The organism is Aeromonas sp. 604176 (assembly GCF_049170755.1).
Classification (GTDB): Bacteria; Pseudomonadota; Gammaproteobacteria; order Enterobacterales; family Aeromonadaceae; genus Aeromonas; species Aeromonas veronii_A.
Genome location: NZ_JAAKNE010000022.1, coordinates 37,308 through 45,907 on the forward strand (window position 1 = coordinate 37,308; position 8,600 = coordinate 45,907).

6 protein-coding genes are annotated in these 8,600 nt (G+C 59.8%); 1 reads left to right on the forward strand and 5 read right to left on the reverse strand.

From position 1 onward, the window contains the following. Nucleotides 1-2 precede the first annotated feature (2 nt). From G5358_RS06135 to nadK, 5 genes are all read right to left on the reverse strand, one after another. Complete coding sequence (locus G5358_RS06135; protein ID WP_407956626.1) at nucleotides 3-1,976, reverse strand: MacB family efflux pump subunit; 1,974 nt, start codon at nucleotides 1,974-1,976, stop codon at nucleotides 3-5. Next, entirely contained in the window at nucleotides 1,973-3,136 is a 1,164-nt protein-coding gene (macA, locus tag G5358_RS06140; protein ID WP_421323799.1) for a macrolide transporter subunit MacA, read from the reverse strand. The genes G5358_RS06135 and macA overlap by 4 nt, the downstream gene beginning before the upstream one ends. Nucleotides 3,137-3,385: 249 nt before the next feature. Further along, nucleotides 3,386-4,276, reverse strand: coding sequence for a manganese-dependent inorganic pyrophosphatase (locus G5358_RS06145; RefSeq protein WP_421323800.1), 891 nt, complete (start codon nucleotides 4,274-4,276; stop codon nucleotides 3,386-3,388). Nucleotides 4,277-4,597: 321 nt separating this feature from the next. Next, nucleotides 4,598-6,262 (reverse strand): DNA repair protein RecN, encoded by a 1,665-nt coding sequence (recN, locus tag G5358_RS06150; RefSeq protein WP_216954260.1) that lies wholly within the window; start codon nucleotides 6,260-6,262, stop codon nucleotides 4,598-4,600. Between the two features lie 250 nt (nucleotides 6,263-6,512). Beyond that, nucleotides 6,513-7,397: an NAD(+) kinase gene (gene nadK, locus G5358_RS06155; protein ID WP_005338038.1), complete on the reverse strand. Its 885-nt coding sequence runs from the start codon at nucleotides 7,395-7,397 to the stop codon at nucleotides 6,513-6,515. Nucleotides 7,398-7,688: 291 nt separating this feature from the next. Here nadK and grpE point away from each other — a divergent pair, with 291 nt between their 5' ends. Next, nucleotides 7,689-8,264: a nucleotide exchange factor GrpE gene (grpE, locus tag G5358_RS06160; RefSeq protein ID WP_005338036.1), complete on the forward strand. Its 576-nt coding sequence runs from the start codon at nucleotides 7,689-7,691 to the stop codon at nucleotides 8,262-8,264. Nucleotides 8,265-8,600 lie beyond the last annotated feature (336 nt).

An 8,600-nucleotide genomic window follows, 5' to 3' on the forward strand; every position in this document is an offset into this window, starting at 1 on the left:
TGTTATTCCCTCGCCAGTGCGACAACAGGGTCGAGCCGCGCCGCATTGCGTGCCGGCAGGTAACCAAACAGGATCCCGATGAGTGACGAGCAGCCAAAGGCCATCAGGATGGAGAAGAGCGAGAACTGCATCTTGATGGAGTCCACCAACAGTGAAAAGAGCGCGCCAATGCCTAGCGAGAGGCCAACGCCGAAGATCCCCCCCAGCAGGCTCACCATCACAGCCTCAATCAGGAATTGCTGCAAAATATCTGACTGGCGGGCGCCCACGGCCATGCGAATGCCGATCTCGCGGGTGCGTTCGACCACCGACACCAGCATGATGTTCATCACGCCCACCCCGCCGACGATCAGCGAGATCACCGCGATGGCCGAGACCATCAAGGTCATGGTTGCCGTGGTTTTCTCCACCGATTTGATGATGCTGTCGCTGCTGAAGGTGAAGAAATCCTTCACCCCGTGGCGCTTGGTGATCAGCTCGATCACCGCCTGCTCGGCCAGTGCCGGTTGTACCCCGTCCTTGACCCGGATGGTGATCTGGCTGAAGTGGTGCTGCGAGATGAGGCGACTCATCACCGCGCTGTAGGGCAGCCAGATATTGACCGACTGGCTGGTGGGGCCAAAGCCGGTCTCCTGCGAAACCACACCGACAATCCGCACCGGCAAGGTGCCGACCAGTACCACCTTGCCGACCGGTTCCTCTTTGCCAAGCAGGCTGGTGATGCTCTTCTTGTCCACTACGGCAACGGCTGCCCGCTGCTGGATATCTTGCCACTCCAGTAAGCGACCACTGACCAGCGTCATCCCCTTCACCTTGAAATAGTCGTTACCAACCCCGGTCACATTGCCGCTGTTGGTCTTGTTGCGATAGCGCAACTGGCCGGAGCTGCCAATCTCGGGGCTGGCGCCCGCAAGATAGGGTTGCCCCAGCAGAGCATCGAGATCCCCCTTGTTGAGGGTCTGGATGCTGGCCATCTTCTCATCGCCCCATCCTTTACCCGGGAAGATTTCGATGGTGTTGGTGCCCATCGCATTGATCTGGTCGATCACCTTGGCGCGCGCCCCTTGCCCCAGCGCCACCACGCTCACCACGGCGGCGATGCCGATGATGATGCCGAGCATGGTGAGGAAGGTGCGCATCCGGTGGGCGAGCATGGCATGCATCGCCATCCGTCCCGCTTCCCGATAGCGATCCCAGTCGTGACCCATGGCACCTTTAGTGGACACTATTTTTTGAGGGGGTGTGGCGGTGGTTGGAGCCAACACGGCCGTTTGGCTGGGGCCACTATCTTGTTCAATCCGACCATCTTTGAGAGTGATGATCCGGTCGGCATGGCTGGCCACGTTCATATCGTGGGTGACCAGAATGATGGTGTGGCCCTGAGCGTGCAGCTCCTTGAGGATTGCCATCACCTCCTTGCCGCTCTGGCTATCCAGTGCGCCGGTCGGTTCATCGGCGAGGATCACTTCGCCGCCATTGGCCAGAGCCCGGGCGATACTGACCCGCTGCTGCTGACCGCCGGAGAGTTGGCCAGGGGTATGGTGGCTGCGATCGGCCAGCCCCAGTCTACCCAGCAGCTGACGCGCGCGCGCCTGGCGATCCGGGCGACTGGTGCCGGCATAGACGGCGGGGATCTCCACGTTGGCGGCGGCATCGAGATGGGGCAGCAGGTGGTAGCGCTGAAAGATAAAACCGAAGTGGTGGCAGCGCAGCCGGGCCAGCGCCAACGCATCCATGGTCGCGGTGTCCTGACCGCGAAACAGATACTGGCCGCTGCTCGGGCTATCGAGACAACCCAGCAGGTTCATCAGGGTCGACTTGCCGGAGCCGGACGCGCCGACAATGGCGATCATCTCTCCTGCCGTGATGGTGAGATCAAGAGGGTGGAGCACGGTGACTTCGCTGTCGCCGCTCTGGTAGCGTCGCTCGACCCCTTTCAGCTGGATCAACGGCAGCTGGTTCAGGGGCTCACTCATAGCATCACCGCCATCTCATCATTGTCGGCGGGGGCTCCGTGATTGAGCTGCACCTCCTCCTTCTCGCTCAGCCCGCTGATCACCTCAATGCGGATCTCATCCTTCATACCGGTCTTGATATGGCGGGTTTCGGTTGTCTCATCGTCCTTGATCACGGTGACTTCATACTCGTTGTCACCCAGCGACTTGCCGAGGGCGGTTTGCGGCACAGTGAGCACCTGCTTGCGCTCGCCGAGCACTATGGTCACCTGGGTGGTCATTGCCACTCGCAGGGTATGATCGGGATTGGGCACATCGAACAGGGCGTAGTAGTAAACGGCCGCATTATTGGTGGTGGTGCCTGTGGTGGCCTGATCATTGATGTTGGTAGGCGCTAACTCCACGGCGCGAAGCGTACCCTGATAGCGGGTATCCGGATCGCCAATGAGGGTGAAGTAGACTGGCATGCCGGCTTTGACCTTGGTGACATCGGCTTCGGAGATCTGCGCCTTGACCGTCATAGTCTCGAGGTTGGCCAGCTTGAGCACGGTCGGCACCGTCTGGCTGGCAGCCAGGGTCTGGCCCTGACGGGTCACAATGCTGATGACGGTGCCATCCATCGGCGCCAGGATCTTGGTGTAGCCCAACTCGGTCTTGGCCCGATCAACTTTGATCAGGGCGTTGTCGATATTGGCCTGGCTGTTTTGCAGTTCGGCGCGGGTGACCGCCAGCAGTGCCTCGGCACTCTCCAGATCGGCCCGTGAGCTCGCCTCCTGCTTGAACATCTGCTGCTGGCGCCGCCAGGCGAGCTCGTTCTGTTTGAGTTGTGCCTGCTTGATCTTGAGCTGGGCGCGGTTGCTGGCAAGTTCCGCCTCGGCCGTCTTGAGGTTGTTCTGGGCAATCAGGGGATCGATCTCGGCCAGCAGGTCTCCCTGCTTGACCTGATCACCGGCCTCGACGGCCAGCTTGGTAACCTGACCGGAGACTTGTGCCCCCACATCCACCTGCTCCACGGCCTGCAGCACGCCACTGGCCAGAACGGTCTGGGCAAGATCCTCGCGGGTCACCTGAGCGGTCAGCATCGCCTTGGGGGGTTGACTGGGCCAGAGCAGCCAGCCGAGGAGCACCACGGCGATCAACATGGTGATGGCCAGGGTTCTCTGCTTGGGGGTTATGTTCATCGATCACCTGAATGGAAACGGAAAGGTTGTGCGCGGCGATTATCCTGCAGCAAAGCCCTGATAAATAACAGCCGCAAATATGTAAGCAAAGTTATGGCGTTAACTGTCAATAAGCCGAGAAAGGAGTAAGCGAGAGGCCGCAGTCGTGAGCAACATGATCAGCAAGAGGGGGGGGAGTGCGGCTGGCGGTGGCGATGAAAAAGCCCTGCGCAGAGGCAGGGCTTTGGAATAGGTGATGGCGAGGGAAGATCAGGCCTTGGCCAGCAGATCCATCACCCAGGGCAGACCCTGCTTCTTGCGGCTGACAAAGCCCGGGTGGTAGCTGGACTCTGCCGGTACTTTGGCGTGCTCGGTAAAGTAGATACGGCTGGCAGCCGCAGTCAGGTCAGTCACCATCAGCACGAAGAAGTCGAGCCCTTCGCTCGCCACGCGCTGGGCCATCTCCTGCTGCAGGGCTGGCAGGTGCTCGGCCAGCTGTTGCTCGCTGCCCACTTCGATCTGGCTCATGATGAAACTGCAACCTTCCGCCTGGAACGCTTTCTCATCCTGCTGCAGCAGTTGAGCTGGGGTCAGGCCGCTCAGGTCGGTTTTCGCCATCAGCAGCTGTTGGCCGAATTCGGTCAGCGATACTTCGGCCAGCGGTGCCAGACGCTCACAGGCGATCTTGTCCTGCTCGGTGGTGGTCGGCGAGGTGAGACAGAGGGTGTCGCTCATGATGGCGCCCAGCATCAGGCGAGCCTGGCTGCGGGTCACAGTGCCTTGCTGGCTCAGCAGATCGAAGGCGATGGTGCTGGTGCAGCCGACGGCCCGGATCCAGGCATCCAGCGGAGACTGGGTGACCAGAGTGCCGAGACGGTGGTGATCCACCAGACCCAGTACATTGGCCTGTGCCAGTGTGGCAGGGCCCTGTTCCAGATCACTGAAATCCACCAGCCAGACATCTTCACCGGTCAGATCTTTGGTCAGCAACTTGGGTTCGCTGACGCCAGCCTGCTCCAGAATAAAACGGGTTTCGGTGCGCAGGTCACCCAGACGCCATGGGGTGGCCTGACGGCCCTGGCCATTGAGCCAGTCGGTGATAACCAGCGCACTGCAGATACTGTCGCTATCAGGATTCTTGTGACCAAAAACGTGGATCATAGACAAAGCCTCACAATTGGATACCCATAAAGGGGGGCAACACTATGCGAAATCCGCCACATGAAGGCAACCGGATCCACGCCCATGTTGCTGCCAGCTTCGCCTAACTCGCCATTTTATTGATCTGGGTCGGTAATCCTGACGCGAGTTCAGTTATCACAGTTGGCTATTGGCTATTGGCTATTGGCTATTGGCTATTGGCTATTGGCTATTGGCTATTACTGGCTGCGCAGGCCATAGATCTCGCCTGTGCCTGCGCAGTCAGCATGTTCGGTCAGCGCTATCAGTCGCCATCGCTGCAAATCGGCTTTATCACCTGATTCATCGACGCAGCAGCTCGCGGGCATTGGCCAAAGTGTTGTCGGTGATCTGGTCGCCACCGAGCAGCCGTGCCAATTCATTGAGACGGGCAGCCTCATCAAGGGCTCTCATTTGGGTTTCGGTGGTTTTGCCATCGGTATGCTTGCTAACCACCATATGCTGGTGGCCGTTGCCTGCCACCTGAGGCAAGTGAGTGACCACCATAACCTGAGTCGACTCCCCGAGCTGGCGCAGCAGGCGACCTACCACGGCGGCAGTCGGGCCGCTGATCCCCACATCCACCTCATCGAAAATCAGGGTCGGGGTGGAGACCTTGCGGGCGCTGATCACCACGATGGCGAGACTGATGCGCGACAGTTCACCGCCTGAGGCCACCTTGCCAAGCGGTTGGATCGGTTGGCCCGGGTTGGTGGTGACCATAAATTCCACCCGATCGATACCCAGTGGTGACAGGCTGCTCTGGGCGTCGGGGCGCACCTCGATGGCGAAACGGCCATCGGGCATCGCCAGTTCGTGCATGCTGCTGGTCACCTTGGCGCCCAGCTCCTCGGCATAACGCTGACGGCTCTGACTCAGGGCTTCGGCGGCCTGGACAAAAGCCTGACGGGCTTCGGCCAGTTCATCTTCCATCCCCTCTAACCGCTCTTCGTCAGAGTTGAGGCGGGCGAGATCCGAGGCAAGCTCCTGATGGTGTTGGGCCAGATCTGCCGGTTTGACATGGTGCTTGCGGGCCAGATTGATCGCCTTGGAGAGGCGGGCCTCCAGCTCGTTGAAACGCTCGGGATCCAGCTCCAGCCGATCGAGGTAGCTGCGCAGTTCGCTGTGACTCTCCTGCACCCCGATCAGCGCTTCGTTCAGCATCTCCAGTACCGGGGTGAGGCGGCTGTCCATGCTGACCAGCCCCTCGGCCCGATCGACGGCCGATTGCAGCAGCCCTGCGATAGTGGTCTCTTCGTTGTCATAGAGCAGGTCGAGGCAAGCCCCACACTCTTGCATCAGTTCTGTGCCGTTGGCGAGACGCTGGTGCTCCTCCTCTATCTCTTCAAACTCCCCCGGCTGCAGGGCGAATTCGTCCAGCTCCTGCACCTGATACTCGATCAGTTGGCGACGGGCCTCCCGCTGCTGCTGCTCGGCTTTGAGGCGGTTCAGCTCGTTTTGCAGTTGGCGCCACTGCTGATAGTGCTGGCGCACCTCGTCGAGCAGCAGATGGTGACCTGCATAACCGTCGAGCAGAGCGAGCTGGTAGTCGGGTTTGAGCAGCATCTGGTGGGCATGTTGACCGTGCACGTTGACCAGCAGCTGGCCCAGATTCTTGAGCTGGGTGAGGGGGACGGGCACGCCGTTGATATAGCTGCGTGAGCGGCCCTCGGCGGAGATGACTCGCCGGACGATACACTCACCTTCGTTTTCCAGCTCGTTGGTGGCGAGCCAGGCGCGGGCGGCCGGGTTGTTGTCCAGCAGGAAGCGGGCGCTGACCTCGCTTTTGTCGCTATCGGGTCGTACCATGCCGGCTTCGGCCCGCTCTCCAAGGCAGAGACCGAGAGCATCGATGGCGATGGATTTACCGGCGCCGGTCTCACCGGTGATGCAGGTCATGCCCGGTTGCAGATCGAGTTCGAGAAACTTGACGATGGCGAAGTTGTTGACGGTCAGCTGGGTCAGCATGGTCTCATCCTGTATAGGTCAACATTACTGTGTATGCATCCAGTATATACTGGTCTTATATACAGTAAAGAGGGCGCCGTCATTTTTAGTACAGGAAAGGTGCGTCAGTGCGCTATGGCTATGAGAATGCGGTACTGACCATTGGCACGCGGTACGGATATGAGAGTGCAGGGGCGGTTGCTACGAAAGAAAAGAGAAGGGCGCCAATTCAGGCGCCCTCTGTGGCAATGCCGTTGTCGGTCAGCGCCGATTAAAACAGCTTGCTGCCCCAGCCGAGCTTGTTGCGCAGCACGTGGAAGTAGCTGTAGTCGAGGGGATGCACCAGATGAAGCTGATGGTGGCTCTTCTTGATGAGGATCTCGTCCCCCGGGTGGACCGCCAGCGTCACCTGGCCATCACAGCTGACCTGCATGGCATCGTCCTGATTATCCGGCGAGACCAGCAGCCGTACTTCGCTGTCGGCATCGAGCACTATGGGGCGACTGCTCAGGGTGTGCGGGAACATGGGCACCAGCGTGATGGCGTTGAGCTTGGGGGTGAGGATGGCGCCGCCCGCTGACAGGGAGTAGGCGGTGGAGCCGGTCGGGGTGGCGACTATGATGCCGTCCGAACGCTGGCTATACATAAAGCTGCCATCGATATAGACCTCGAACTCGATCATGTGGGCGATCTTGCCCGGGTGCAGCACCGCCTCGTTGACCGCAAGATTGCTCGACTTGCGCTCGCCGTGGCGATAGACCGATGCCTCCAGCAGGAAGCGGTGTTCGCTCTTGTAGTGACCGGAGAGCACCTGCTCCAGCGGCAGCAGATAATCCTGCGGCGAGAGATCGGTCAGAAAGCCGAGGTTGCCCCGGTTGACTCCTATCACCGCCACATCGAAGCGCGACAGCACCCGCGCCGCCCCCAGCATGTTGCCGTCACCGCCGACCACGATGGCGAGATCGGCCTGCTGACCCAGTTGCACCAGATCCATCACGTTTTCATCGAGGATGCTCAGGGTCTGGGCGACCCGGCTCTCCACCAGAACCCGAAAGCCGCGGGCGGTCAGGTATTGATGCAGGCCGGTCAGCGTCTGGTTGGCCCCCTCATGGTGGGGTTTGCCAATCAGGGCGATGGTTTTGAACGGAGAATCCATAGTCAGTCAGATCTGGGATGGGTATTGCGGGCCAGTATACAGTGCTTTGCTCCGCTTGTGACGCTCTCCCGTATGACGGGGATGGCTAGCCCCTTGAGGCTACTGGTTAAACGGTGAGCGGTAACCCGGATAACCCGACGGTTGCTGCTATTCAGCAACCCTGATTGCCCTTTACCCCTTGAAAGCCGGGGATGCATCCCCATAATAGCGCCAACATAGTCGGTCTGTTGTCGTCCGGTCGCTCAACCAGACGTCAGGGCCCTCATAAGTAACCCCGGAATTGGAGATGTCATGAACCACGAAGAGCAAAAGGTTGAAGCGATGGAGCAAGTGGAAGCCCAGCCAGTCGAGCCGACCGATGTAGACAGTGAAGTGACAGCCGAACAGGCCCGCATTGCCGAACTGGAAGCGCAGCTGGAAACCGCCATCCAAAAAGCGGCGGAAGAGCGTGAACGCGCCCTGCGTACCGCCGCCGAGATGGAGAACCTGCGCCGTCGTACCGAGCTGGATGTGGAGAAGGCGCACAAATTCGCTCTGGAGAAGTTCGCCAATGAACTGCTGCCGGTGCTGGACAACCTTGAGCGTGCCATCGAACTGGCCGACAAGGAGAACGAAGCCCTCAAGCCGATGATCGAAGGTGTCGAGCTGACCCTGAAATCCATGCAGAGCGGCGTGGCCAAGTTTGGTCTGGTGGCGCTCGACCCGATCAACCAGCCGTTTGACCCCAACGCCCATCAGGCGATGAGCATGGTGCCGAGTGCCGATGTGGCCCCGAACACCGTCATTGCAGTGATGCAGAAGGGCTATGACCTCAACGGTCGGGTGATCCGTCCTGCCATGGTGATGATCGCCAAAGCGGTCGACTGATTGGCTGTGGGTGCCCGAGCCCGCCCCGTGGCGGGCTTTTTGTTTAGCAGTGCAGCACCCGCTCATCTTGCCTGGTTTACGGCTCAACGTGACCGCGCAACCATGACAAAGGGTGTGGTTTTTTAGGGTTGGGGCTTGAAGCTGCGTCTGGCGACCCCATATAGGTAGCAAGGCCGCGGCGGCACAAAAAATTTGATGCCGGGAGCTTGAAAGCCAGATTGGCAGCCCCCACCTAGCCGTTAACGCATTAAGGCGAGTTCCTCGCCAGTTTATTCAAAGTATTTGGAGATTCGTCAAATGGGTAAAATCATCGGTATTGACCTGGGTACTACCAAC

Coding starts and splice junctions, on each gene's coding strand:
- G5358_RS06135 (WP_407956626.1), bottom strand. CDS start 1,976: ATGAGTGAGCCCCTGAACCAGCTGCCGTTGATCCAGCTGAAAGGGGTC.
- macA (WP_421323799.1), bottom strand. CDS start 3,136: ATGAACATAACCCCCAAGCAGAGAACCCTGGCCATCACCATGTTGATC.
- G5358_RS06145 (WP_421323800.1), bottom strand. CDS start 4,276: ATGATCCACGTTTTTGGTCACAAGAATCCTGATAGCGACAGTATCTGC.
- recN (WP_216954260.1), bottom strand. CDS start 6,262: ATGCTGACCCAGCTGACCGTCAACAACTTCGCCATCGTCAAGTTTCTC.
- nadK (WP_005338038.1), bottom strand. CDS start 7,397: ATGGATTCTCCGTTCAAAACCATCGCCCTGATTGGCAAACCCCACCAT.
- grpE (WP_005338036.1), top strand. CDS start 7,689: ATGAACCACGAAGAGCAAAAGGTTGAAGCGATGGAGCAAGTGGAAGCC.